The organism is Ensifer sp. GW823-FHT05D09 (genome assembly GCF_058795755.1).
The window spans coordinates 486,601-511,068 of sequence record NZ_JBXAIA010000002.1; the positions used below are offsets into that span (position 1 = coordinate 486,601).

Annotated in this window: 27 protein-coding genes; 20 read left to right on the forward strand and 7 right to left on the reverse strand. The window is 61.8% G+C overall.

Going from position 1 to position 24,468, the window contains the following annotated elements:
- Positions 1–3: 3 nt before the first annotated feature.
- From AC1Q80_RS08120 to AC1Q80_RS08135, 4 genes are all read right to left on the reverse strand, one after another.
- On the reverse strand, positions 4–336 hold the full coding sequence (locus AC1Q80_RS08120; protein ID WP_492360109.1) for an XdhC family protein: 333 nt from the start codon (positions 334–336) through the stop codon (positions 4–6).
- Between the two features lies 1 nt (position 337).
- The gene (locus AC1Q80_RS08125; protein ID WP_492360110.1) at positions 338–1,627 is read right to left on the reverse strand and encodes a vWA domain-containing protein; all 1,290 of its coding nucleotides are present in this window, start codon (positions 1,625–1,627) and stop codon (positions 338–340) included.
- 2 nt (positions 1,628–1,629) lie between these two features.
- Positions 1,630–2,559 (reverse strand): AAA family ATPase, encoded by a 930-nt coding sequence (locus AC1Q80_RS08130; RefSeq protein ID WP_492360111.1) that lies wholly within the window; start codon positions 2,557–2,559, stop codon positions 1,630–1,632.
- A gap of 122 nt (positions 2,560–2,681) precedes the next feature.
- Positions 2,682–3,131 carry a flavin reductase family protein gene (locus AC1Q80_RS08135; RefSeq protein WP_173421020.1) on the reverse strand — a complete coding sequence of 150 codons (450 nt, stop codon included), beginning with the start codon at positions 3,129–3,131 and terminating at the stop codon, positions 2,682–2,684.
- Positions 3,132–3,468: 337 nt separating this feature from the next.
- Between AC1Q80_RS08135 and AC1Q80_RS08140 the strand changes: the two genes are divergently transcribed.
- The 7 genes from AC1Q80_RS08140 (at position 3,469) to AC1Q80_RS08170 (ending at position 9,510) form a co-directional block, all read left to right on the forward strand.
- Positions 3,469–4,557 carry a branched-chain amino acid ABC transporter substrate-binding protein gene (locus AC1Q80_RS08140; protein WP_492360112.1) on the forward strand — a complete coding sequence of 363 codons (1,089 nt, stop codon included), beginning with the start codon at positions 3,469–3,471 and terminating at the stop codon, positions 4,555–4,557.
- Positions 4,554–5,561: a P1 family peptidase gene (locus AC1Q80_RS08145; RefSeq protein WP_492360113.1), complete on the forward strand. Its 1,008-nt coding sequence runs from the start codon at positions 4,554–4,556 to the stop codon at positions 5,559–5,561. Before AC1Q80_RS08140 ends, AC1Q80_RS08145 begins: the two co-directional genes overlap by 4 nt.
- Before the next feature lie 74 nt (positions 5,562–5,635).
- Entirely contained in the window at positions 5,636–6,310 is a 675-nt protein-coding gene (gene rpe / locus AC1Q80_RS08150; RefSeq protein ID WP_492360114.1) for a ribulose-phosphate 3-epimerase, read from the forward strand.
- Complete coding sequence (locus AC1Q80_RS08155; RefSeq protein WP_492360115.1) at positions 6,310–7,053, forward strand: DUF2259 domain-containing protein; 744 nt, start codon at positions 6,310–6,312, stop codon at positions 7,051–7,053. Before rpe ends, AC1Q80_RS08155 begins: the two co-directional genes overlap by 1 nt.
- On the forward strand, positions 7,050–7,610 hold the full coding sequence (locus AC1Q80_RS08160; protein ID WP_492360116.1) for a hypothetical protein: 561 nt from the start codon (positions 7,050–7,052) through the stop codon (positions 7,608–7,610). The genes AC1Q80_RS08155 and AC1Q80_RS08160 overlap by 4 nt, the downstream gene beginning before the upstream one ends.
- A 63-nt stretch (positions 7,611–7,673) precedes the next feature.
- Complete coding sequence (gene purB, locus AC1Q80_RS08165) at positions 7,674–8,975, forward strand: adenylosuccinate lyase (protein ID WP_173420051.1); 1,302 nt, start codon at positions 7,674–7,676, stop codon at positions 8,973–8,975.
- 229 nt (positions 8,976–9,204) lie between these two features.
- On the forward strand, positions 9,205–9,510 hold the full coding sequence (locus tag AC1Q80_RS08170) for a PilZ domain-containing protein (RefSeq protein ID WP_173420052.1): 306 nt from the start codon (positions 9,205–9,207) through the stop codon (positions 9,508–9,510).
- Positions 9,511–9,566: 56 nt separating this feature from the next.
- On the opposite strand, the gene AC1Q80_RS08175 is transcribed toward AC1Q80_RS08170, so the two are convergent.
- Positions 9,567–10,382, reverse strand: coding sequence for a DUF2189 domain-containing protein (locus AC1Q80_RS08175; protein ID WP_173420053.1), 816 nt, complete (start codon positions 10,380–10,382; stop codon positions 9,567–9,569).
- Between the two features lie 161 nt (positions 10,383–10,543).
- Here AC1Q80_RS08175 and AC1Q80_RS08180 point away from each other — a divergent pair, with 161 nt between their 5' ends.
- A complete protein-coding gene (locus tag AC1Q80_RS08180) occupies positions 10,544–11,098 on the forward strand; it encodes an RBBP9/YdeN family alpha/beta hydrolase (RefSeq protein WP_492360117.1) in 555 nt (184 codons plus the stop codon).
- Between the two features lie 91 nt (positions 11,099–11,189).
- Positions 11,190–13,742, forward strand: a complete 2,553-nt coding sequence (locus tag AC1Q80_RS08185; RefSeq protein ID WP_492360118.1) for a sensor domain-containing protein — start codon at positions 11,190–11,192, stop codon at positions 13,740–13,742.
- A 57-nt stretch (positions 13,743–13,799) separates the two neighbouring features.
- On the opposite strand, the gene AC1Q80_RS08190 is transcribed toward AC1Q80_RS08185, so the two are convergent.
- On the reverse strand, positions 13,800–14,117 hold the full coding sequence (locus AC1Q80_RS08190) for a DUF1476 domain-containing protein (RefSeq protein ID WP_173420056.1): 318 nt from the start codon (positions 14,115–14,117) through the stop codon (positions 13,800–13,802).
- 332 nt (positions 14,118–14,449) lie between these two features.
- Between AC1Q80_RS08190 and purC the strand changes: the two genes are divergently transcribed.
- From purC to AC1Q80_RS08210, 4 genes are all read left to right on the forward strand, one after another.
- Complete coding sequence (gene purC / locus AC1Q80_RS08195) at positions 14,450–15,214, forward strand: phosphoribosylaminoimidazolesuccinocarboxamide synthase (RefSeq protein ID WP_025427151.1); 765 nt, start codon at positions 14,450–14,452, stop codon at positions 15,212–15,214.
- A gap of 31 nt (positions 15,215–15,245) precedes the next feature.
- Positions 15,246–15,488 carry a phosphoribosylformylglycinamidine synthase subunit PurS gene (gene purS, locus AC1Q80_RS08200; RefSeq protein ID WP_173420057.1) on the forward strand — a complete coding sequence of 81 codons (243 nt, stop codon included), beginning with the start codon at positions 15,246–15,248 and terminating at the stop codon, positions 15,486–15,488.
- A 261-nt stretch (positions 15,489–15,749) separates the two neighbouring features.
- A complete protein-coding gene (purQ, locus tag AC1Q80_RS08205; protein ID WP_112815721.1) occupies positions 15,750–16,421 on the forward strand; it encodes a phosphoribosylformylglycinamidine synthase subunit PurQ in 672 nt (223 codons plus the stop codon).
- Positions 16,422–16,476: 55 nt separating this feature from the next.
- Positions 16,477–16,884, forward strand: coding sequence for a hypothetical protein (locus tag AC1Q80_RS08210; RefSeq protein ID WP_173420058.1), 408 nt, complete (start codon positions 16,477–16,479; stop codon positions 16,882–16,884).
- A gap of 106 nt (positions 16,885–16,990) precedes the next feature.
- On the opposite strand, the gene AC1Q80_RS08215 is transcribed toward AC1Q80_RS08210, so the two are convergent.
- A complete protein-coding gene (locus AC1Q80_RS08215; protein ID WP_492360119.1) occupies positions 16,991–17,296 on the reverse strand; it encodes a DUF1127 domain-containing protein in 306 nt (101 codons plus the stop codon).
- 31 nt (positions 17,297–17,327) lie between these two features.
- On the opposite strand from AC1Q80_RS08215, the gene AC1Q80_RS08220 reads away from it, so the two are divergent.
- The 7 genes from AC1Q80_RS08220 (at position 17,328) to AC1Q80_RS08250 (ending at position 24,454) form a co-directional block, all read left to right on the forward strand.
- Positions 17,328–18,746, forward strand: coding sequence for an aminotransferase-like domain-containing protein (locus tag AC1Q80_RS08220; RefSeq protein ID WP_173420059.1), 1,419 nt, complete (start codon positions 17,328–17,330; stop codon positions 18,744–18,746).
- A gap of 90 nt (positions 18,747–18,836) precedes the next feature.
- Entirely contained in the window at positions 18,837–19,415 is a 579-nt protein-coding gene (locus AC1Q80_RS08225; RefSeq protein ID WP_492360120.1) for an acyloxyacyl hydrolase, read from the forward strand.
- A gap of 195 nt (positions 19,416–19,610) precedes the next feature.
- Positions 19,611–21,851 (forward strand): phosphoribosylformylglycinamidine synthase subunit PurL, encoded by a 2,241-nt coding sequence (gene purL / locus AC1Q80_RS08230; RefSeq protein ID WP_173420061.1) that lies wholly within the window; start codon positions 19,611–19,613, stop codon positions 21,849–21,851.
- Between the two features lie 19 nt (positions 21,852–21,870).
- Positions 21,871–22,104: a BolA/IbaG family iron-sulfur metabolism protein gene (locus tag AC1Q80_RS08235; protein ID WP_053247510.1), complete on the forward strand. Its 234-nt coding sequence runs from the start codon at positions 21,871–21,873 to the stop codon at positions 22,102–22,104.
- Positions 22,105–22,111: 7 nt separating this feature from the next.
- A complete protein-coding gene (locus AC1Q80_RS08240; RefSeq protein WP_173420062.1) occupies positions 22,112–22,354 on the forward strand; it encodes a hypothetical protein in 243 nt (80 codons plus the stop codon).
- Between the two features lie 134 nt (positions 22,355–22,488).
- Positions 22,489–22,827: a Grx4 family monothiol glutaredoxin gene (gene grxD / locus AC1Q80_RS08245; RefSeq protein WP_173420063.1), complete on the forward strand. Its 339-nt coding sequence runs from the start codon at positions 22,489–22,491 to the stop codon at positions 22,825–22,827.
- A 391-nt stretch (positions 22,828–23,218) separates the two neighbouring features.
- Positions 23,219–24,454: a multidrug effflux MFS transporter gene (locus AC1Q80_RS08250; protein ID WP_492360121.1), complete on the forward strand. Its 1,236-nt coding sequence runs from the start codon at positions 23,219–23,221 to the stop codon at positions 24,452–24,454.
- The last annotated feature ends 14 nt before the right edge of the window (positions 24,455–24,468 follow it).

Here is a 24,468-nt window from a genome sequence, read left to right on the forward strand (position 1 = left end):
GGTTCAGCCGTCAACCCGCTCGACAAGCACACGGATCCGGCCGCCGCAGGAAAGACCGACACGCCATGCGGTCTCGTCGGCTACGCCGAATTCAAGGATCTTTGCCTTGCCGGTCTCCAGAATATCCGCCGCTTCGCTGATCACCGCACCCTCGACGCATCCGCCGGAAACCGAACCTTCGAAATTGCCGGCCCCGTCGATCACCAGATGGCTGCCGACCGGGCGCGGTGCGGACCCCCAGGTTTCGATCACCGTTGCAATTGCCACCTGGCGGCCTTCGCCAACCCAGGCTTCGGCAACCGCGAGTGGATCGAGAGTGTCGACGAATACCTGCATGTCACGTCCTCCCAGCCCGGCCACCCAGCACGGTGCGATGCTCGTCCATGAACCGTCGAGGGTCGGCCTCCCCGGACCTCTGGCCCGACAGCGATTTGACGAGCTCGCCCACGGACTCAAGATTGTGCACGGCTCGGAATTCGTCAACATGCGGCAGCATCGCTTTGACGCCGCGGGCCCGTGCCTCGAAGCCGTCGAATCGCAACAGCGGATTGAGCCAGATCAGTCGGCGACAGGAGCGGTGCAGGCGATCCATCTCCTGCTCCAGCTCCAACGTGTCGTCCCGCTCGAGCCCGTCGGTGATCAAAAGCACGATGGCGCCCTGTCCCAGCACCCGCCGCGACCAGCGTCGGTTGAACTCATGCAGGGTTTCGCCGATGCGCGTGCCACCGGACCAGTCCTTGACCGCAGAGATGCATTCGTCGAGCGCGACATCCGGGTCGCGGTTTCGCATCGGCCTCGAAACATTGGTCAGCCGTGTACCGAAGAGGAAGGTGTGAACGCGCTGGCGTTTTTCACTGAGGGCATGCAGGAAATGCAGGAAGATGCGGGTGTATTGGCTCATCGATCCCGAAATGTCGGCAAGCACCACCAGCGGCGGATGAACGAGGCGCCGTTCGCGAAAGCGCGGCAGGATCAGTTCGCCGCCGAAGCGCATGGCGTCGCGCATCGTCGCGCGCGGATCGATGCGGATCTGCCGCGAGGAAGGCTGGTAGCGGCGCGTGCGCACCTGGTCGAGCGGCAACACCAACGACGACAGCGCTCGCCTCGCCTCGGTGATCTCGGCAGCGGTCATCTGGGCGAAATCCGCCTTGCGGAAAAGCTCCCGGCCCGAAACCGTGTAGCGGGCGTCGATCTCGATCTCGGGTTCCTCGCGCGGCGGCCGGGCATCATGATGACCGGACATCAAGGCATCGCTGACACGCGCCTCACCCGCCCGTCGCCGCTGCCGCTCGCTGTCGCGTTCCGGTGCGAGCGGAGACATCATCGCGATCATCTTCTCGACAAGGCCACGCGACCGCCAGAACAGCCGAAAAGCCTCGTCGAACACCGGCTGGTCCTCGTGGCGCTTGACGAAAATACACTGGAGGGCCGCGTAGAATTCGTCGCGGGCGCCGATGCCGATCAGCGTGACCGCGTCGATGGCGTCGGCCACTGCCCCAGGCCCGACCTTCATCCCGGCGCGCCTGAGGGCGCGGGCAAAGTACACGATGTTGTCGGCCAGCTTGCCGTCGCCGGGCGGGATCGGCGGGAGAATGGCACCATCAGGCGGATGTTCTCCCGGCTCCATTGTCAACCTGCCGCCAGCAGTTCGGCCTTGACCTCGGCAAGCAGCTTGCGCCCTTCGGCTCCGTCGATCCTGGCGATGTCGTCCTGGTACTTGAGCAAGGTGCCGAGCGTGTCGGCGATCGTTTCAGGGTCGAGCGCGAGCCGGTCAAGCTCGGTCAGAGCCGTTGCCCAGTCGATCGTCTCGGCGACGCCGGGGTTCTTGAAAAGGTCGATCGTGCGGAGCCGCTGCACGTAGGCGATGATTTCGCGCGACAGGGCGGCGTTGCAGCCTGGTACCTTACGGCGGATGATTTCGAGTTCCTGTGCTGCCTTGGGATAGTCGACCCAATGATAGAGGCAGCGCCGCTTCAAGGCGTCATGGATCTCACGCGTGCGATTGGTGGTGATGATGACAACGGGCGGCTCAGTGGCGCGGATTGTGCCGAGTTCCGGAATGGTGACCTGGAAATCCGACAGAACCTCGAGCAGGAAGGCTTCGAAGGCTTCGTCGGTGCGGTCGAGCTCGTCGATCAGAAACACCGGTGCCCGTCCGTTCTCGGCCGAGATTGCCTGAAGGACAGGACGTCGGATGAGGAAACGTTCGGAAAAGATGTCGCTTTCAACCCTGCCCCGGTCGACTTTACCGGCCGCTTCCGACAGGCGGATCTCCAGCATTTGCGCCGGGTAGTTCCACTCGTAGACGGCGGAGGCGACATCGAGCCCTTCGTAACACTGCAGGCGGATCAGGGGTCGATCAAGGGCGCGGGCCAACACCTTGGCAATCTCGGTCTTGCCGACGCCGGCCTCGCCTTCGAGAAAGAGCGGGCGCTTCATCCTGAGCGCTAGAAATAGCACCGTCGCCAATGCCGTGCCGGCGAGATAATCCTGTGCCTCCAGCATCGCCATCGTTTCATCGATGGATTGGGGCAATACGCCTGTCGCCGGTGCCGCCATGCATCCTCCGCCACGGCCAGTTTCAGTCATTCGTAGTCTTGTTCGAAATGATATTTTATATCATGTACTTACAGGACTGTTCTCATGTTTTCATAGAGGATTTTTCGTCCTCTCCTGAAAACCTACAGCGAGTGATATCCGCGGTCCACATAAATGAGTGGTGGACGCGTCGGGCCGAGCGCGACGTCGACAACCTCGCCAAACAGCACGAGATGGGTTGCGATAGTCTTGACCTCGATCAGCCGGCAATCGAACGCGGCCGTCGCATTGACGAGGATCGGCGAACCGGTTGCCAGTTGCGTCCATTGCCCGAGCGCGAAGCGGCGGTCCATGTCGAGCTGATCACGGCCGGAAAAGGCATGGGCGAGCGCACGATGCTCGTCGCCGAGCAGGTTCAGCGCAAAGCTGTCGCCTCGCACGAAGATGTCGTTGCGTGGGTTGGCGCCGTTCAGGCAAACGAGAACGGTCGGCGGACTGTCGGAAACCGAGCAGGAAGCCGTCACCGTGACGCCGCGGCGCTCGCCGCCATTGGCGGCGGTGACGAGCTGCACGTGGCCAGCCAGGTGGCTCATCGCATCGCGATAGCTTATCGGGTCCAGTCTGGTTCTCTCCAACACATCTCTCTCCAGGCGATGTCAGGCACATATAGCCGCTGGAGGAAAATATGAAACCCGCCGGCCGGAGATTCTTGCAGATATGCGACATAGCTGTGGCGTGGATCGGATGTCCGTTGTTTCAACTTGCATCTTTTCCTTTGACGCCGGTGGCCACATCCTTAAAACATTCGGCAATTACAGTGCCGCGGGTGACGAAGGTCATGCCGGGGATGCCGTAGCCTTTTTAGACTCGCTGCATAATTTCTCCTTGAAACCATTCCGGGCCCGGAATTATGCAGCAGCGGGGAATTGCATGCGTCGATCGATTGTCTTGAGCCTCATCGTAGCGGGAATGGCGCAAGCCACACCTGCCGCCGCTGCCGGCGTCAAGGTCGCGGTTGTCGCTCCGGTCGAAGGACCGTTCGCCCTGCTCGGCAAACAGATCATCGATGGCGCCTCCTTCCAGGCGGGTGATCGCGGCAGCGAAATCGTCGTCATCCCGGAAACATGTGATGCGGCTGGTGCTGATGACCTGACGAAGGCTCTTCTGGCGGCAGGCGTCGAAGCGGCCATCGGCTTTCTCTGCACCGAGAGCCTCGAGGCGACGCTGCCGGCACTCGCCGAGGCCAACATCCCTGCGATGACGCTGAGTGTGCGCTCCGACATCCTGATGGAGGACGTGCTCAAGAAGAACTGGCCGCTGTTTCGCCTGGCGCCCAGCGGCAAGGCGGAATCGGCAAGCATCGTTGCCGCCATTACCGCGCTTTGGAAGGACAAGCCGATCGCCTTGATCGACGACGGCACCATCCATAGCCGCGAACTGGTTGAGAGCGTGCGCGTAGCGCTTGGTGAAATAGGGCTGACGCCGGTCTTCACGGATGCCTATCGCCCCGCCCAGGAGCAACAGGTCAGCCTCGTCCGCCGCCTCGCCAAGAGCGGTGCCACCCATGTCTTCACTGGCGGCGACCGGCAGGATACCGCCGTGATCGCGCGCGACGCGCAGGAGGAAGGCGCAAACCTGACCCTGCTCGGCGGCGATACGTTGAACGCAGCCGACGTCAGCGTGCCGCTCGCCGATGGCGTTCTGGCTCTCACATTGCCCGATGCGGCACAGTCCGCCGAAGGCAAGCCGGTCGCCGAGGCCATGCGTGCGGCCGGCATTGAGCCCGAAGGTTACGTACTGCCGGCATTCGGCGCCATGTCTGTGCTGGAACAGGCCAAGGATCAGGCTGAGAAGGACGAAAAACCGTTGGTGGAAGCCTTGCTCAAAGGACCTTTCCAGACCGTGCTGGGGCCGATTGCTTTCGATGCCGGACATGAGCGCGCCGACAATCCCTTTCGGTTGATGCAGTGGCAGTCCGGTCGCTTCGTGCCCGTTGCGGACGCTGCCGGAGCGCAATGATGCTGCCGGGCCCGCGCAACCTGATCACCGATGTCGCCGGCCTTTCCGTCGGCAACGCCGAAGACCATCGTTTGAAATCCGGCGTCACTGCCATCGTTTGCGATCCGCCGGCAACGGCTGCCGTTCAAGTGCTCGGCGGCGCGCCCGGCACGCGCGAAACGGATTTGCTCGAACCGCACAACACCGTACAGACGGTCGATGCGATCATTCTGTCAGGTGGTTCGGCCTTCGGGCTGGACGCCGCCTCCGGCGCGCAGGCAGCCCTCAAGGAGATGGGGCGGGGATTTGCCGTCGGGCCGCACCGCGTGCCGATCGTACCGTCGGCAATTCTCTTCGACCTGATCAATGGCGGTGAAAAAGATTGGGGCAGGTTTCCGCCCTATCGCGACCTTGGCTATGAGGCCGTGCGCAAGGCCGGCCAGGGCTTTTCGACGGGTTCGGCTGGTGCCGGCACCGGTGCCCTGACCGCGACATTCAAGGGTGGTCTCGGCTCCGCCTCGATCGTGCTGCCGAACGGGATCACCGTCGGCGCGCTCGTTGCCGTCAACGCACTCGGCTCGGCGACCGTCGGCGGCACTCGGCATTTCTGGGCTGCTCCCTTCGAGAAACTCGAAGAATTCGGCGGGCTCGGTCTGCCCCATCCCCTGCCGGCGGATGCATCCGATATCCGCACGAAACTGCGCCCCAACCTGTCGGCAGCCGCCAACACGACGATCGCGGTTATCGCGACCGACGCTGTCTTGACAAAAGCCGAGGCCAAGCGGCTGGCCATCGCTGCACATGACGGTTTCTCCCGGGCATTGTGGCCGGCGCACACGCCGCTTGACGGTGACCTGGTCTTCGCGCTCGCGACCGGTGCAAGCGGCAGGACATTGGAGATCGCGGATTTCATCGACGTCGGCGCTGCTGCGGCGGCGACCATGGCGCGCGCGATCGCCCGCGGTGTTCATGACGCGACACCTGCGGAAAACGATCCGTTGCCGTGCTGGTCTAGCCACCGCTAAAGTGCGATTGCCACCGCACGTGTTGTTTGCGCGGCTGCGGAGTGCTATTGCGCGGGAAACAGCCGGAGCTTGTCATGACCCATCCCATCCGCATTGCACCGTCGATCCTGGCGGCCGATTTCTCGAAGCTCGGACAGGAAGTCCGCGATGTCGTCGATGCCGGCGCGGACTGGATCCATCTCGATGTCATGGACGGCCACTTCGTGCCCAACATCACCTTTGGGCCCGACGTGATCAAGTCGCTGCGCCGCTACACCGAAGCGACCTTCGATTGCCACCTGATGATCTCGCCTGCTGACGGTTTTCTCGAAGCCTTTGCCAAGGCCGGTTGCGATATCCTGACGGTTCATGCCGAAGCCGGACCGCACTTGCACCGCTCGCTGCAGACCGTTCGCTCGCTCGGCAAGAAGGCGGGCGTCTCGCTCAATCCCGCAACGCCGGAGAGCGCCATCGAATATGTGCTCGACACCGTCGACCTGGTGCTGGTGATGACGGTCAACCCCGGTTTCGGCGGCCAGAAGTTCATCGATGCGACGGCGGAGAAGATCCGCCGGATCAAGGCGATGATCGGCGACCGGCCGATCGAGATCGAAGTCGACGGCGGCATTGCACCGGACACGGCTGCGATCGCGGCTGGCGCCGGCGCAAACGTGCTCGTCGCCGGTTCTGCGATCTTCAAGGGCGGTTCGGTCGATGCCTATCGCTCGGCCATCCAGGCGATCCGCGCCCCCGCTGAAAAGGCCCGCTGATGATAACGCGCCTGGCGACGTCGGGCCTGCTTCTTGGGGCGGTTGCACTTGCGGCGTCGCAGGCCTCGGCTGGTGACTACGCAGCCTTCCAGCCAATCGGCTTTTCCTCCGACGGCAATGTCTTTGCGTTCGAGGAATACGGCGTTCAGGACGGTTCGGGTTTTCCCTATTCGACCATCTACGTCATCGATACGCGCAACGATACGTTTCTGCCGGGCGCGCCCGTGCGCGCCGTCGGCCGCGAGGATGGCGCACCGTTGCACCGGACCAGGCACGAGGCCCATCGCCGCGCAGCGCCCCTGATCGATGCCTACCGGCTCGCCGACCAGCCGGGGTTGCTCGTCGCCTACAATCCGATTACCGAGGCCAACGCAACGCCGCTCGCGCTGACATACGACGCCTTTGCAGCTGACGAAGCTTTCCGCGAGACCTACAGCCTCGCACTCGAAGAAAAGAGCTTCGAGCCAGGCGGGTTGTGCAAGGATTTCCTGAAGGAGGTCAAAGGTTTCCGCCTGTCGATGACGATGAAGGCTGGAAAGCCGGCAAGCGACGTGCTTCAGGACGATACGCGCGTCCCGGAAAGCCGGCGTTGCCCGACGGGTTACCGCATCGGCGGCGCGATGACCCATATGAACGACGACGGCACGCAGACCCATGTCGTGATGGTGCTGGTCAAGTCACTCGGGTTCGAGGGTACGACCGACGGACGATGGATTGCGGTTCCGACACGGATCGTAAAATGAATGACACGGGCGCCAGGGCCGAGGCAAAATCAGCCTATGCTTCTGCGGCGGCCCTGAAGCGCTCACGGTTCCTGCGGGCATTGCCGTCGATGACCGAACTTGTCGTCGGCACGCCGGCCTGGGGGCTGCTGATGGTCGCGTCTGCCTGGGTTGCGCTCTGGCTGCGCGAGGGCGCCTTGACCTTCCATCTGGCGGAACTCCTGGTGATGTATGGCCTGGGGGGTATGCTTGCCTGGCCGCTTGCCGTTTTTCTGGCGCGTTTCGCAACGCTTGGCCGTCCTGCCGAGACCCGGTTCGCTGCCTATCTGTTGTGTCTGTCGCTCGGCACGATCGCAGTGACGGCGATGCTGTTTGCGCTCGACTATCGCGTCTTTTACGCGCGCTGGCATGCCGATACAGGTACCCGGACCTGGCTCTACCAGTTCGCGTTCACGTCGCTTGTCGCCTTCTACCAGTTCCTGGTGCTCGGCGTTCGGCTCTATCTTCCCGTCGGCGGCGCCGCACTTCTTGCTGTCAGCCTGTGGCTTGCGGGCTCGCAACGGCGTCAACAACGTTGAGCTTGCCGGGCATCTTTGCTAGAGGCACAGCCATCCTCCACTGATGACGAAAGCTGAGAGCCCATGATCCCCCGTTATTCCCGACCGGAAATGGTGGCCATCTGGTCGCCGGAAACCAAGTTCCGCATCTGGTTCGAGATCGAGGCCCATGCCTGCGATGCGCTGGCCGAAATCGGCGTGATCCCGAAAGATGCCGCAAAGACGATCTGGGAAAAGGGCGGCGCCGCCACGTTCGACGTCGATCGCATCGACGAGATCGAAGCCGTCACCAAGCACGACGTGATCGCGTTCCTGACGCATCTGGCAGAGTTCGTCGGTCCGGACAGCCGTTTCATCCACCAGGGCATGACGTCTTCCGACGTGCTCGACACCTGCTTCAACGTCCAGCTCGTGCGCGCGACCGACCTGCTGCTGGCCGATATGGACAAGCTGCTGGAAGCCCTGAAGCGCCGTGCCTTCGAACACAAGGATACGGTCACGATCGGCCGCTCGCACGGCATCCATGCCGAGCCGACGACCTTCGGCGTCAAGCTGGCACTGGCCTATGCCGAGTTCGATCGCTGCAAGCAGCGCCTGATCGCCGCCCGTGAAGAAATCGCGACCTGCGCCATTTCCGGCGCTGTCGGCACCTTCGCCAATATCGACCCACGCGTCGAGGAACATGTCGCCAAGGCGCTTGGCCTGAAGCCGGAGCCGGTCTCCACCCAGGTTATTCCGCGTGACCGCCATGCGATGTACTTTGCCACCCTCGGCGTCGTCGCCTCGTCGATCGAGCGCCTGGCAACCGAAATCCGCCACCTGCAACGCACCGAAGTCCTGGAAGCGGAAGAGTATTTCTCGCCGGGCCAGAAGGGCTCTTCGGCGATGCCGCACAAGCGCAACCCGGTGCTCACGGAAAACCTGACGGGTCTTGCCCGCATGGTCCGCGCATTCGCCATTCCGGCCATGGAAAACGTGGCCCTCTGGCACGAACGCGATATCTCCCATTCTTCGGTCGAGCGCATGATCGGACCCGATGCGACGGTGACGCTCGACTTTGCGCTGGCTCGCCTGACCAACGTCATCGACAAGCTGCTCGTCTACCCGGACAACATGACGAAGAACATGAACAAGTTCCGCGGTCTCGTTCACTCGCAGCGCGTCCTGCTCGCCCTGACGCAGGCCGGCGTGTCGCGTGAGGATGCCTATCGCCTCGTTCAGCGCAATGCGATGAAGGTCTGGGAACAGGGCAAGGACTTCCTCGAGGAACTGCTTGCCGACGCCGAGGTCCGCGCGGCCCTGTCGGAAGCTGACATCCGTGAAAAGTTCGACCTCGGTTACCACACCAAGCATGTCGACACGATCTTCAGCCGGGTGTTTGGCTGAGACATGCCGCGCAAAGCTGCGCTGCGGCTTTGCGACAACGACAGACGCATGACAGAAGAGCCGGGCGCCAAAGCCGCCCGGTTGGTGCAGAACGAAGCACGTTTCTGTTGTACTCCGTGATTGTGCCCGCATTTGATGCAGTTCGCTCGAATGCGGGCATTTTTGTTAGCAAGGAATTCAATCTTTGCGTGAGATGATCGAGGCTGATCAATCCAGATCGAGGTTTGACATGCCCTACAAGGACAGTGTTCAGCGCACGGCAGTGCGCACGCAGACGAAGATTACCGGGACAGTCACCGTCAAGACTGGCGCGAGCAACGGCATCGTCACGGATCTTTCCGCCGAAGGGATCTGCTTTCAGCTCTATTTCGACATCAATGCACGAACCGGACAGGAAGTGACGATCCGCAGCGAAGAACTCGGATTCCTGACCGGAATGGTGCGCTGGTATCGCGGCGACAAGATCGGCATCAAGCTCAATCTCTCGTCGAACACCGCCGCCCAGATTTCCTCCTACTACAAGCATTTCAAGTAGGTCGAGCGATCCTTGCGCGAGAAAGGGCCAGCCTTCCTTGGGCTGGCCCTTTGTCGTTAACGCGCCCGGCTGCGAACTTGCGGCTCGACCATCTTGCGATACATGTGCCACGTCGCATGACCGAGGATCGGCATGATCACTGCGAGGCCGACAAAGACCGGGATTGAGCCGATCAGGAGGCCAGCCGCAACGATCAGGCCCCAGAAGGCAACCGGGATGGGGTTGACGAGGGTTGCACGGATCGAAGTCTCGACGGCAGCCACGGCGCCGACGTCGCGATCGATCAGCATCGGGAACGACACGACGCTGATCGACAGCACGATGACGGCAAAGACGAACCCGACGGCGTTGCCGACCAGGATCAGATTCCAGCCCTGTTCGGTGCTGACGATGCCGTTCCAGAAGGCTGCGAGCGATGCCGGCGGTTCGGCACCGAAGATCCTGACATAGAGCGCTTGTGCGACCAGCAGCCAGGCGATGAAGATGACAAAAAGCATCGCCGCGACGGCGATGATGGATGGCAGCGCCGGAGAACGATGCAGACGCAAAGCATGAGGCCAGGACGTGTCCATGCCGAGTTCGCGCCGCCTGCTGATTTCATAGAGCCCGATCGCGGCGACCGGCCCGATGAGGGCAAAGCCCGACGCAAGCGGATAGAGCAGCGGCAGCATGTTAGCACCCGCGCTCCATGTCATGAGCACGGCGCCGGCGATGGGGTAGATCAAGCAGAGAAAAACATAGTGAGACGGCTTTTCGCGAAAGTCGTTGAACCCGAGGCGCAACGCGTCCATCACGTCCGCCACGCCGATCTTTCTTATTCCGGGATGGGCGACGTTGGCGTCCGCTCCCGACAGAACATGGAATGTTGTCATGGCTCACACTCCTCAACCACCACAGGGCGGCCACGGACCAGCGACAACGGCAAAACTCGAGCCGCATCGACCGCGACCTGCATTGTCGATTATACATAAAATGCAGCCTCTGTCGCCTACGCCTTGACTTCGACGATTTTCGACGCCACATCGCGGCCATTATGAAACTTTCCGACGCCCATATCCTGATCGTTCCCGGTTACACCAACTCCGGCCCTGACCATTGGCAGTCCCGCTGGGAGCGAAAAATGTCCACCGCACGCCGCGTCGAGCAGGCCGGGTGGGCAAAGCCCGTGCGCGAGGATTGGGTGGCGCGCATGGTCGAAGAGGTCAATGCCGCCGAGAAGCCGGTGGTCATCGTCGCCCATTCGCTCGGCGTCGCCACTGCGGTTCACGCCCTGCCCCACATCGAGAAAAAGATCGCCGGCGCCTTCCTGGTGGCTCCGCCTGACGTGGCGAATGCCGGGATCCGGCCGAAGCACCTGATGACCTTCGGCCCCTACCCGCGCGATCCGTTGCCGTTCCCGTCGCTGATGGTCGCAAGTCGCAACGATCCGTTCGGTTCCTATGAGCATGCGGACGATATCGCCAAGTCCTGGGGTTCGCTGTTGGTCGATGCCGGAGAATCCGGCCATCTCAATACCGAGTCAGGCCACGGTCCCTGGCCGGAAGGCACGATGGTCTTTGCGCAGTTCCTCAGCCGTCTTCAGCCCTGACCCTTACTGCGAATAAGACGACTCGGCATTAATCCGAAGTTCATGGTCCGCGATCATGATCTGCCGGCAACAATGCTGGATCGTGGGACACGTGACCGGACCGAAAGATCCCATCAAGGGCGAACGCCGCGTGCCGGCGAAGCCGAAAATTGTGACACAGTCGGCGCTGGACCAGCTGCCGATGGCGGTACTAGTCGTCGACGAAAAAGGGGAAATCGTTTCCGCGACCCCCTATCTCCGTGACATTCTGCGCCTGCCGCTCTCAGAGTTGCTCAACCGGCATGTGCATGACATCGTTCATGCCGACGACCATCACCTGTTGGCATCAGCGGCGATGTCGCAAGCTTCTGGGTCCGCCCAGACAATCCGCTTGCATGGCGCAGACGACACCGTTTCGGTGGTCTGCACGTCTTCTGCGGTTGCAAACAACCGTTTGCTGCTGATGCTCCCGGTCGACCACCTGATCGGCGAGATTGCCGGGCTTCGAAACGACGAGACGCGGTGGAAATATGCGCTGGATAGTGCGCTCGAAGGCGTCTGGGACCACGATTTTTCGACCGGAAACCTCTTCTATTCCGCGACATGGAAGCGACTTCGCGGCATGGCGGAAGATGCCGTCGTCGACGGCTCGCTCGATATGTGGATCGAGAACGTGCATCCGGACGACCGAGCCCACGTCCTTGCGTCGATCGAGCGACAGGACACCGGGCAGGTTACCTACAACACCTTCCAGTACCGCGAACGCCATGCGGACGGTCACTGGGTGTGGATCGAAAGCCGAGGTGCGTCCGTCGCATACGGGCCTGACGGCAAGCCCAGTCGCATCATCGGCACCGATACGGATATTACCCCTCGAAAGGAGGCCGAAGCGCGGCTCGAGGAAATCTCGCGGCGCCTGCGGCTTGCACTCGACGTCTCGAAAATCGGCGTGTTCGACCACAATCTCGAAACCCAGGAGACCATCTGGGATGAACGTATCCTGGCCATCTACGGCCTCAATCCTGATGACGGCGCACCGAGCGGCCGCAGCTGGGAGGATATGCTGCATCCCGACGACCGCGATATGGCGATCGCCCGCGTCAACGACGGGGTCGCGGCGGGGGCGCCCTTCACCAATGCGTTCCGCATCATCCTGGCGAATGGTGAAATCCGGCACATCCGTGCCAACACGGCATTTTACGTCGACCGTGACGGCACCCGCAAACTGATCGGGGCCAATTGGGATGTGACCGAAGACATCGCGCTGCAGGAGGAACTGCGCAAGGCCAAGGCGGCAACCGAGGCCCGCAACCGCGAGCTAGAGGAAGCGCGCATCCGCATCGAATACAACGCACTGCACGATTACCTGACGGATCTGCCGAACCGGCGTTATCTCGACCAGATTCTGGCTGACGACCCGACGCTCAACGCCATCCTTCATCTCGACCTCGATCGTTTCAAGCAGATCAACGACACGCTGGGGCATCAGGCCGGCGACGCGATGTTGACCCATGCGGCCGCGATCCTGCGGTCTCATGCAGACCAGGACGATTTCATCGCCCGCATCGGCGGCGACGAATTCGTCATTCTTTGCCGGCGCGGCCGCAGCCTCGACGAACTCGGCGATCTCGCTGCCCGCATCGTACACGCCTTCCGGCGACCCATCCCCTATGACGGCCAGCTTTGCCGGCTTGGCGCCAGCATCGGCATCGCGTGGAGGGGCGAGAGCGACACGGATCCCAAACAATTGCTGATGAATGCCGATATCGCGCTTTATCGAGCCAAGAGCCTCGGGCGCGATCGATTCGAGGCATTTTCCGAGCAGATCCAGAACCAGATCCTCAGCGCCAAGCGAACCGGCGACGATATCCGCCAGGCAATCGAGGAAGGGCAGTTCGTGCCCTACTACCAGCCGCAATTCGACGCCCGCTCACTGGAGCTTACCGGCGTCGAGACGCTGGTGCGATGGGACCATCCAGAGCGCGGCATCCTCGCTCCGATCCATTTCCTGAAGGTGGCCGAAGAGATCAACGCCCTGCCCGCGATCGACAAGAACATCGTCGAGATGGCCTATGCCGATTTTGAAGCCTGGCGCCGCGCCGGTCTGGTGGTGCCGAAGATTTCGGTCAACGTCTCCTCGCGGCGGCTGCGTGACCAGAGCCTGATCTCCGACCTTCGCGCCATGCGCATTCCGCCCGGCGTCATGTCGTTCGAACTGCTGGAATCCATCTTCCTCGACGATCTCGAAGACGAGATTGCCGAGACGATCGCCGCGTTGAACGCACTCGGCATCGAGGTCGAGATCGACGACTTCGGCACCGGCCACGCCTCGATCATCGGCCTGCTCAACCTCAACCCGGCCCGTCTGAAAATCGACCGGGCGCTGGTGGGACCGATCACCGAAGGCGCCAAACAAGCCAAACTCGTCCGTGCCATCATCGACATCGGCCATTCGCTCAACATCAAGGTGGTGGCGGAGGGGGTCGAGACCTGGGACCATGCGGCGATACTGAGGGATCTCGGCTGCGACATTCTGCAGGGCTACGCGCTGGCAAAGCCGATGAGCCGTCAGGATTTCGAAGATCGTCTCAAAAGCGGCTGGAAACCCTCGCCGCAGGGCGATGCGACGGCGCAGAAGCGGCCGCGCATGAGGGCCGCAAAATAAAAAGCCGCCCGGCCTTTCGGCGGAGCGGCGATGTCAGGGGCTTTTGTCTGCCCGAAATTACTTGTTCTGGATCTGCTCGATCGCTTCGCCCAGAAGCTCGAGCATGCGCACGCGGATCTGCTCCTCGGTCTGCGCCACGCCGGCTGCGTCGAAGTCTGCCTTGATCTTGCGCACGACGTCCTCGTGGCCGGCTTCCTCGAAATCAGCGGCGACGACTTCCTTGGCGTAGGCTTCCGCATCGGACTTACCGAGCAATCCGGCAGCCCAGAGGCCGAGCAGCTTGTTGCGGCGTGCTTCCGACTTGAATCTCAGTTCCTCGTCCAGCGCAAACTTCGCTTCGAAGGCCTTTTCGCGATCCTGCATACCAGTCATCAATTGATCTCCCGTGAGAATTTCATGCCGTAAAGAGTTATGGCCATAAACCAAAACAGTGGTCAAAGTGCAATGCGAAGTTTTCTTGTTTGGCGACTTTCGTGGTACCGTAAGTGTGTCGCGGATAAGCGCGCAGCGGTTTTGAGATAACCGCATGCGACAAAGCAAGGATCTAGGGCGCGAGGAGCGAATCTGGAAGGTCGTGACACGCTTTAGGTAAATCAGGGGATCGGAAGATGCACCGATTGTTAAATCTGTTCATTTCAGCTATGGACCCCCGGAGAAGACTCCACTAGCGCGACCCAAGAGCGCCAACAACCACAGAGACAACATCCATGAATCGTCGCCGCCGTATCTACGAGGGCAAGGCAAAGATCCTTTATGAGGGTCCCGAGCCGGGCACGCTGATCCAGTTTTTCAAGGACGACGCGACCGCCTTCAATAAGAAAAAGCATGACGTCATCGACGGCAAGGGTGTGCTGAACAACCGGATTTCCGAGTATATCTTCACGCATCTGAACCGTATCGGCATTCCGACGCACTTCATCCGCCGTCTCAACATGCGCGAGCAGTTGATCAAGGAAGTCGAGATCATCCCGCTTGAGATCGTTGTGCGCAATGTTGCTGCCGGATCGTTGGCTAAGCGTCTCGGTATCGAGGAAGGCACCGTCCTTCCCCGCTCGATCATCGAGTTCTATTACAAGGCCGATGCGCTCGACGACCCGATGGTCTCCGAAGAACACATCACCGCATTCGGCTGGGCAAGCCCGCAGGAACTCGATGACGTCATGGCGCTGGCCATCCGCATCAACGACTTCCTGACCGGCCTGTTCCTCGGCGTCGGCATCCAGCTCGTCGATTTCAAGATCGAGTGTGGCCGGCTGTTCGAAGGCGACATGATGCGCATCATCCTGGCGGATGAAATCTCGCCGGACAGCTGCCGTCTGTGGGACATCGAGACCAAGGAAAAGCTCGACAAGGACCGCTTCCGCCGCGATCTGGGTGGTCTTGTTGAAGCCTACCAGGAAGTGGCCCGCCGTCTCGGCATCATGAACGAGAACGAGCCTGTGCGTGGCACCGGCCCGGTTCTGGTCAAGTAATTCTGATCAAGTTAGTTCGGGGAAATCGAAAGTGATCAAGGCACGTGTAACCGTGACGCTGAAGAATGGCGTTCTCGATCCGCAGGGCAAGGCAATCGAAGGCGCACTCGGCGCGCTCGGCTTCGACGGCATCGGCCAGGTCCGCCAGGGCAAGGTGTTCGATCTGCAGATCGAGACCGCCGACAAGGCCAAGGCCGAAGCCGACCTCAAGGCGATGTGCGAAAAGCTGCTCGCCAACACGGTGATCGAAAACTACAGCATCTCTTTCGCCTAACGGTGGAGAACGCTGCGGATCGCTCAATGTGTGGCTTGGTTGATCTCTGAGTTTTGAGCGGGCCGTCGTGGGCCGCTCAAGTAGATCGGGCCAAGCCCCATTGATGGGAATGTTGCCTCCGCGGCTCGATAGTTTCGAAGTAGCAGGATGCGTATTGCATCGTATATCGGCCCAATCGCGTAGAATTGCGCTTTGGCCGCATCGGAAACCGCCTCGAATTGCATGAGCTTCAAGAGGCGCAGGCAGGGTTTGAACCGCACCATGAAGTCAGCCGTCGTCCAGCTTCCAGGCCTCAACCGCGATCGTGACATGATCGCTGCCCTCACCAAAATCTCCGGCAAGGCGCCCGTGACCGTCTGGCAGACGGAAACGGAACTTCCCGATGTCGACCTGATCGTCATCCCAGGCGGCTTCTCCTACGGTGATTATCTGCGCTGCGGCGCGATTGCCGCGCGCATGCCGGTCATGCAGGCGATCAAGGCCAAGGCCGAACAGGGCGTCAAGGTTCTCGGCGTTTGCAACGGCTTCCAGATCCTGGTCGAGGCCGGTCTGCTGCCGGGCGCACTGATGCGCAATGCCTCGCTCAAGTTCGTCTGCCGCGAGGTCAAGCTCGAAGTCGTCAACGCCGATACCGATTTCACCCGCGCCTATGCAAAGGGTCAGATCATCCGCAGCCCGGTCGCCCACCACGACGGCAACTATTTTGCCGACGCCGAGACGCTGAAGTCGATCGAAGGCAACGGCCAGGTCGTCTTCCGCTACGCGGAAGGCACCAATCCGAACGGCTCGATGGGCGATATCGCTGGTGTTATGAACACGTCGGGCAACGTTCTCGGCATGATGCCGCACCCGGAGAACCTGATCGAGGCGGCCCATGGCGGCTCCGACGGTCGCGGTATCTTCGCTTCGGCTCTCGAAGTAATCGCAGCTTAACCCTGCCGCTGATAGAAGGCATCCGACCATCCCCTTAACGCAAGCGAGACCGTCGATGCCTTCACTCTTCACCGGACGCCTGATCGGCCCTGCTTGCGCGGCTTTCGCCGCAGCGTTTTTGGCGTCTTGCCAGTCGCCGCGCCCGCCGGCGCCGACCGCAAACTCGGCAGCGCTGCCGACGATGGAACGCGTCGCACTCGGCGCCAACAGCTGCTGGTTCAAGTCGGGCGATGCGGCCTTCAAGAACTACCGGCTCGCGCCTGAACTCAACTCGTTCTCGGGCCGTCCCCGCATCCTGATCGTGCCGCGCAAGTCACCCGAAGCTCGGCCCTTGGCCGTTGTTCAGGCGGAAGGTCAGCCAGCGCGGCTGCAGGCATTCGGGCCTCTCATGAGTGAACCTGTCGGCACGCGCATGAGCGCGGATATCCGCCGTTGGGCCGCCGGCGGCCAGGGCTGCAAGTAATCAGAGTACTGATACAACGGGCGCTGCAGGTTTGACACCTGCGGCGCCCGTTTGTTTGCGTGCTTAGATTGCCGAGAGTCTGCCGCGGATCATCTCGGAAAAAGCCCTACCGCCAGAACGGCACCGACGATTCCCGCCGTGCATCCCTCTCGTTGACACCGATATCGCTGAGTTGCCAGTCGCTCATCTCTTCAAGAGCGATGCGGCTGCGCCTTTTGGCGGCGAGAAGGCAATAGAGCCGCCAGAGGTGCTGAAGCGTGTTCTTTGCACGCCCAGAGAATTCGACGTCAAATCCGGCCCTGCGGCGCGCGCGCGGGGCCTTGTCTACGGTTGACGAGCAAATTGTATCAATTGCACTCATTGTACGTTCCAATGCATCGATTGACATCATTGCATTGGTGATAATTGACATAAATCGCGGTGTAATCTAGATAATTGTCACTATGACAAATTGGCTCCCGGACATTCAGCAGGGTCATGGTCCGCTTTATGCGCGGATCGCCGACCAGATCGAACAGGCAATCGGCGACGGCGCCCTGCCCGTTGGCGCAAAATTGCCGCCGCAGCGCAACCTCGCCTATGACATTGGTGTCACCATTGGCACCATCGGACGCGCCTACAATATGGTGCGTGAACGTGGGCTCGTCAGCGGTGAGGTCGGGCGCGGAACCTATGTGCTCGATCACCAGGAGAGCCGCCCGCCGGAGCAGGCCGACCCGCTGACCACGTCCTTGGCCGGCACTCGGCCGCTGATTGCGCCCGCCGGCAAGTTGCGCTTTGACAGCACCGCAGCGCCGGATATCGGCCAGGGCTTTGTCCTCAGCGAACTCTTGAGCGAAATCAGCCGCGATCACCACGCAGACATAGCCAGCTACGCCCGCAACTTCCCGGATCACTGGTTCGAGGCTGGGTGCCAATGGCTGGCGCGCGGCGGCTTTCGCCCCTCGCCGGAAACGATTGTCCCGACATTGGGCGCGCACGCCGCTGTCATTGCGGTGATTGCGGCGGTCACCTCGCCCGGTGACCGCATTGCCTTCGAGACCTTGACCTATTCCCAGGTCAGCCGCAGCGCCGGCCTGATCGGGCGGCGCACGACGCTGATGGAATCGGATGAGTTCGGCTTGATCCCAGAGGATTTCGAGCGGGTCTGCGCACAGCAGCATCCCAAGCTCGCCTTCCTGATGCCCAGTGCCCAGAACCCGACGGTGGCCGTCATGCCGCTTGCCCGGCGGCAGGCCATTGCCGACATCGCCCGCAAGTATGGCGTCTGGCTGGTCGAGGACGATCTTTATGGGGCCATGACCGGCGATCCAACGCCGCCCTTGGCTGAGTTGGCGCCGGAGCGGACGTTCCTTGTCGGTGGTCTCTCGAAATCAGTTGCCGCCGGTGTTCGCGGCGGCTGGGTTGCCTGTCCGCCGCATTTCAGCCAGCGCATCCGCATCGCGCACAAGATGGTCAGCGGTGGGCTGCCGTTCATCCTGGCGGAGCTTTGCGCCCGCCTCGTCCTTTCCGGTTCGGCTAACATTCTGCGCGCCAAGGGCATCGAAGAGATAAGAGCGCGCGAGGCGATCGCCCGCGAGGTGTTCGATGGCATCGACTTCAGCTCGCACCCGAGCGTTCCCTTCCTCTGGATGAAGCTGCCGGAACCGTGGCTCTCCGGCACGTTCAAGCAGGCGGCCCTGCAGGAAGGCGTGCTCGTCGACGACGAGGACGAGTTCAAGGCCGGTCGCGCGGATCGCGTCTTTCACCGCATCCGTATCGGCTTCTCCTCTCCTGCCGATCGCGCCGAAGTGCGCCGCGGCTTCCAGACATTGAGGCGTCTGCTCGACAGCGGGCGGGCGGGCTACGATAGTTTCGAGTGATAACCCGATCCACTGGGTGACTTTCGCGCAAGGCTGAGCATCATTTGTTTTAGCAGTTTTGCGTAGATCGATTCGCTTCGGGAACTCGGCATGCCATCATTGCTTTTGGGCTCATCGCTCTGCCTCACGACATCGTCGCTCTTTCTCGTCGGTCTGTTATCGCCAGCTCCGGCCATTGCCGGCGACGGCATCTTCGATGAGATGCGCTTCGCAGCGACCGCCTCGATCAGCAACGGCGACAAGCGCGAAGACGGGGTCTTTCCCTCTATCACCGTCTTCCTTGATCCGCTCGACGCGGACGGTGCCAAGGATCTTGGCGAAAAGCTGTTGCGACCCCGCATCCATGCGGGGGCTGCCGTCGCAACGTCCTCCGAAGGAGCCAACCAAGTCTATGGCGGTCTGAGCTGGACCTTCGATGTGACGAAGCGCTTCTTCGTCGAGCTTGGCGCTGGCGGAACCGTGCATGACGGCAATCTCAAAGCCGACGGCACATCCGGACCGAAGCTCGGCTGCCGCCTGCTCTTTCGCGAATATGCTGCGGCCGGCGTCAGATTCGACGATCATTGGAACCTGTCGGCGACGGTGGAGCATGCCTCGCACGCCGAACTTTGTGATGGTCCCAACGACGGCTTGACCCGGGCCGGCCTCGCGCTCGGCTACACGTTCTGACGGGTAAGCGCCGGCGAGGCGCATGGGCGCCTCGAAAAACGCCGCAACCGCTGTTGATCGGCCGTATTTTTCTGTCGCGCCGCGCCGCAGCATACGCTAAAGAAGCCGCAAAGCGCCCCCTGTGTCTGTTGCGGTTCGCACGCGCCATATCCCGTGGAAGGATTGCGCGCCGCCCGAAGGATTTGACGGTCGACGATGACGATTTCCAACACCCGCCCCATCACCCCGGAACTCATCGCCTCGCACGGGCTCAAGCCCGACGAATACGAGCGCATTCTCGGCCTGATCGGTCGCGAGCCGACCTTCACCGAGCTCGGCATCTTCTCCGCGATGTGGAACGAGCACTGCTCCTACAAGTCTTCGAAGAAATGGCTGCGCACGCTGCCGACCAAGGGCCCGCGCGTCATCCAGGGGCCGGGTGAAAATGCCGGCGTCGTCGACATCGATGACGGCGACTGCGTCGTCTTCAAGATGGAGAGCCACAACCACCCGTCCTACATCGAGCCTTACCAGGGGGCCGCGACCGGCGTCGGCGGCATCCTGCGCGACGTCTTCACCATGGGCGCCCGCCCGGTCGCAGCGATGAACGCCCTGCGCTTCGGCGCGCCGGACCATCCGAAGACCCGCCACCTCGTTTCCGGCGTCGTTGCCGGCGTCGGCGGCTACGGCAATTCCTTCGGTGTTCCGACTGTTGGTGGCGAAGTCGAGTTCGACGCGCGCTACAACGGCAACATCCTCGTCAACGCCTTTGCCGCCGGCCTCGCCAAGAGCGATGCGATCTTCTACTCCAAGGCCGAAGGTGTGGGCCTGCCCGTCGTCTACCTTGGTGCCAAGACCGGCCGCGACGGCGTCGGCGGCGCGACCATGGCATCGGCCGAGTTCGACGAATCAATCGAGGAAAAGCGCCCGACCGTGCAGGTTGGCGACCCCTTCACCGAAAAGTGCCTGCTGGAAGCCTGCCTCGAGCTGATGCAGACCGGCGCCGTCATCGCCATCCAGGACATGGGTGCCGCCGGCCTTACCTGCTCGGCCGTCGAAATGGGCGCCAAGGGCGACCTCGGCATCGAGCTCAACCTCGACACCGTGCCGGTGCGCGAAGAGCGCATGACGGCCTACGAGATGATGCTGTCCGAGAGCCAGGAGCGCATGCTCATGGTGCTGGAGCCGGCAAAGGAAGAAGTCGCCAAGGCGATCTTCGTCAAGTGGGGCCTCGACTTCGCCATCGTCGGCAAGACCACCGACGACCTGCGCTTCCGCATCCTGCATCAGGGTGAAGAGGTCGCGAACCTGCCGATCAAGGAATTGGGCGACGAGGCGCCGGAATACGACCGTCCCTGGACGCCGGCCAAGGTGCCGACGGCCCTTGCGACCAACGATATTCCGCAGACCGATGTTGCCGACGCGCTGGTGCAACTGGTCGGTTCGGCCAACAATTCTTCGCGCCGCTGGGTCTACGAGCAGTACGATACGCTGATCCAGGGCAACTCGCTGCAGCTGCCGGGGGGTGACGCTGGCGTCGTGCGCGTCGAGGGCCACCAGACGAAGGCGCTCGCCTTCTCCTCCGACGTGACGCCGCGTTACGTCGAGGCGGATCCGTTCGAAGGTGGCAAGCAGGCGGTTGCTGAATGCTGGCGCAACCTGACGGCAACCGGCGCGCTGCCGCTGGCGGCCACCGACAACCTCAACTTCGGCAACCCGGAGCGCCCAGAGATCATGAGCCAGCTGGTTCATGCCATCAAAGGCATCGGCGAAGCCTGCACGGCGCTCGATTTCCCGATCGTTTCCGGCAACGTGTCGCTCTATAACGAAACCAACGGCCAGGGTATCCTGCCGACCCCGACGATTGGCGGCGTTGGCTTGATCAAGGATTGGTCGAAGATGGCGCGCATCCGTTTTGCCGCTGCCGGCGAAACGATCCTGCTTGCCGGTGCGCCCGAGGGCCTCGGTTCGCATATCGCCCAGTCGGTCTATATGCGCGACGTCCATGGCCGTACCGACGGTCCGGCGCCGCATGTCGATCTGGCGCACGAGCGCAAGGTGGGTGACTTCGTCCGCAGCCTGATCGTCGACGGTTTGGTGACATCGGTTCACGACTGCTCGTCCGGCGGTCTGGCCCTCGCCGTTGCCGAAATGGCGATGGCGTCCGATATCGGCGCAACGGTCGATGCGGTCGAAGGTCATGATCCGATTGCTGTTTTCTACGGCGAAGACCAGGGCCGCTACGTGCTGACGGTCGCCGACGCCAACGTCGCCGCCGTTCGGGCCCGCGCGGAAAAGGCCGGCGTTGCTCTTCCCGAAATTGGCAAGACAGGCGGTGATGCCGTCAAGCTCGGCGCTGCTCGCGCCGTGGCAATTCAGCAATTGCGCTCCGCCCATGAATCGTGGTTCCCTGACTTCATGGACGGCTCCAGCAACGCTGCTGCCGCCGCAGAATAATAAAGGGAGTAGGCGTATCATGCCCATGGCACCAGGCGACATCGAAGACATGATCAAGGCAGGAATTCCCGGCGCCAAGGTCACGATCCGCGATCTGGCCGGTGACGGCGACCACTATGCCGCCGAAGTCGTGGCCGAAGCGTTTCGCGGCAAGACCCGCGTGCAGCAGCACCAGATGGTCTATAACGCGCTGAAGGGCAACATGGGCGGTGTTCTGCACGCGCTCGCCCTTCAGACCAGCGCGCCGGAGTAAGTTTGAGATGGCCGACCTGATCAAGGAACTGGTCAGTGGCGTCGTCGACAGCGCGCTGAAGGAAATCCTGAAGAAGACCGGCGTCAAGCGGACCGCGACGAAGCGGACCAAGCGCCGGACGCGCAAGGCTGCGTCGGGCGGCATTCTCGGCGATATCCTGGAGGCCGCCATCGGCAAGCCGGCCAAGAAGCAGGTGAGCCGGCGGCGGACCGCCAGCGCACGCAGCAAGACACGCAGACGCTCGGCCTGATGAGTTGTATTAAAACCACATCTTGAGGCCCATCAATATTTGTTGCACTTGGGTGGTGAAAATCACCGATATGCATGCTATCTAAGGCCAAACGGATATCCGGTCCTTGAAACCGGCGCAGGAAGGATGAAAAGATGAGCGGAATTCACGAATTCATCGCGAACGAAGTCAAGACCAACGATGTGGTGCTCTTCATGAAGGGCACGCCGCAGTTCCCCCAGTGTGGCTTCTCCGGTCAGGTGGTTCAGATTCTCGATTACATCGGCGTCGACTACAAGGGCATCAATGTCCTTGCCGACGCGGATCTGCGCCAGGGCATCAAGGATTACTCGAGCTGGCCGACCATCCCGCAGCTTTATGTGAAGGGTGAATTCCTCGGCGGTTGCGACATTGTCCGCGAAATGTTCCAGGCTGGCGAACTCCAGTCGCACCTGCAGGAACAGGGAATTTCGGTCAAGGGTGCTGCCGCCTAAGTCAGGCCGCCAACTCCGATCTTGTCGGAAAAGGCGGGCGACCGCCTTTTTTGATTCCGGAAATAGATCCGGATCATCTAATTTTCGTTGTTCTTTTCTAGGTGGAACGCACTCTCGTTCTGTCATGAAGCGGTCGCGATAACTCGGCATAAGCAGCTTGAAAGGGCGTTTGCCCGCCCCACGCTCCGGCTTGGCCCGGCTGCCGTCGTCGAAAGTCCCTTTCGCTTCACATCGGATGCCGCTTGCACCGCTTTGCCGGACCAGGCCCGTCCCCTCAAACGACACTCGACATGCCGACCGGCATTTTGCCAGCCGACGTCGCCTCTTTCCGGAACAAACTCCGGTCTTGACCTATTTCGGTTGCGCCCGGCGCGCCGCAAGGATTTTGCCTATGACGAGCACGACAGACGAAGCGGCCGCTCCCGGCCTCAGCAAATTTCAGTTCATCGCGCTGATGGCGATGTTGATGGCCGTCAATGCGATCTCGATCGACATCATGCTACCGGGCCTGCAGCAGATCGGCGCCAGCCTCGGCGTGACCGACGAAAACCATCGGCAGTATGTCATCACCGCCTATCTCATCGGCATGGGCGTGGCACAGCTGTTCTTCGGCCCGTTGTCGGATCGCTTCGGCCGCAAGGCACCGCTGCTTGCCGGCCTCGGCATCTATGGTCTCTGCGCGGTCGCCATCGCCATCGTGCCGACCTTCAGCGCCCTGCTTGCTCTTCGCTTCGTCCAGGGCATCGGCGCAGCTGCCACCCGCGTCATCACAGTTTCGATCGTTCGCGACGTCTATGGTGGTCGGCGCATGGCCGAGGTGATGTCGCTGATCATGATGGTGTTCATGATCGTGCCGGTCGTCGCACCGAGCATCGGGCAGTTGATCATGATCTTTGCCGAGTGGCACATGATCTTCGTCGTCATCGCGGTCTTTGCCTTTACGATGGCCACGCTCGTCGTGTTCCGGCTTCAGGAAACGCTGAACCCGGATCATCGCCGCGCGTTCACGCCGTCCGTCATCGTTAGCGGCTTCAAGATTGTGCTGACCAACCGGCTGTCGCTGTTCTATACGTTGGCGACATCGGTCATCCTTGGTGCTCTCTTCGGCTTCATCAACTCGGCGCAGCAGATCTTTGTCGGGGTCTATGGGCTTGGATTGTGGTTTCCGGTCGTATTTGCGGCATTTGCCGGCATGATGGCGGTGGCGTCCTTCACCAACTCGCAGCTCGTGCGGCGTTTCGGCATGCGGGCGCTGTCGCACTCCGCTCTGCTCGGATTCATGTTCGCGAGCTTCCTCTGGATGGCGGCGTCGCTCTATGGGCCGGTGCCCTTCCCGCTCTTCGTGGTCCTCTATGGTGCTGCGATGTTCCAATTCGGGTTGATCGCGTCGAACTTCAACGCGATGGCGATGGAGCCGCTCGGCCATGTCGCCGGCACGGCCTCCTCGGTGCTTGGCTTTACGCAGACCATTGGCGGCGGCGTCATCGGCGCCTTCATCGGGCAGGCCTTTGACGGAACGACGACACCGCTGGCGACCGGCTATTTCACCGTCGCGGCGATCGCTGTCGTCTTCGTTCTGATCGCCGAACGCGGAAAGCTGTTCAAGGCACACAATCCGGCAGGCTAATCTGAGCCCGCCAG